1 protein-coding gene is annotated in these 1,129 nt (G+C 46.6%); it reads left to right on the top strand.

Going from position 1 to position 1,129, the window contains the following annotated elements:
- On the top strand, nucleotides 1–1,129 hold a 1,129-nt coding region (locus R8N46_RS25200; RefSeq protein WP_318189775.1), incomplete at both ends, for a (Fe-S)-binding protein.

Genomic DNA, 1,129 nt, shown 5'->3' with positions numbered 1-1,129 from the left:
CTTCGACGCGTAAAAGCTGCATTCGACCCACATAATAAAATGAACCCAGGCAAAATCTGTACGCCACTTGATAGCGATGCAGAGTTGGTAAAAGTAACCGACACCAAACGTGGTTACTATGATCGCCAAATTGACGTACAAGTACGTGACAGCTTTAAACAAGCGATGGAATGTAACGGTAACGGTTTGTGCTTTAACTACGATACCAGCTCGCCGATGTGTCCATCTATGAAAGTGACGGCTGATCGTCGTCATTCGCCAAAAGGGCGCGCTGGATTGGTTCGTGAATGGTTGCGTCAGCTTACTGAGCAAGGTATTGATATTCTTGACCTAGAAAAGCAAACGTTAGAAAACAAAACATCGATCAAAACCATGATTGATCGTGTGCGTCATTCCATTAATCGTCGTCACGAATACGATTTCTCTCATGAAGTTTATGAAGCAATGAACGGCTGCTTAGCGTGTAAAGCGTGTGCGAGCCAATGTCCGATCAAAGTGGATGTTCCAAGTTTCCGTTCCCGCTTTTTAAACATTTATCACTCGCGCTATCAGCGTCCGGCAAAAGATTATTTGGTTGCCAACATTGAAACCATGCTGCCAATGATGGCAAAGGCACCAGCAGTCGTGAACGGCGTATTGAAACAGTCGTGGGTGAAGAGTTTAACGGCTTCAACTGTAGGGTATGTGGATACGCCGTTGCTGTCTGTTCCTACGTTGAAACAGCGCGTAGAGTCGCTGACAACGCCTTATGATCTGCAAGCGTTGAGTGGTTTGTCTTCGACTGAAAAGAGCAAGCACGTATTAATCGTTCAAGACCCATTTACCAGTTATTACGATGCGGACGTTGTTGAAGACTTCGTCAAGTTGGTTAAAAAGCTAGGTATGCATCCAGTGCTTTTGCCATTTAAGCCAAATGGTAAAGCGCAACACATCAAAGGTTTCCTACGCCAGTTTAAAGATACCGCGGCTGATACGGCGAAGTTCTTGGCTATGGTGGCGGACTTAGACATTCCGTTGGTCGGCGTTGATCCGGCATTGGTGCTGTGCTATCGAGATGAGTACGCGGAAGCACTCGGTAGCAAGCGAGGCGATTTCGATGTGCTAACGGCACACGAATGGCTGTACCCAA

This window comes from Vibrio sp. 1874 (genome assembly GCF_033344395.1).
In the GTDB taxonomy this organism is placed as follows: domain Bacteria; phylum Pseudomonadota; class Gammaproteobacteria; order Enterobacterales; family Vibrionaceae; genus Vibrio; species Vibrio alginolyticus.
The sequence above is the reverse complement of the archived record's forward strand: the minus strand, read 5'-3'. Positions and strand labels throughout refer to the sequence as shown.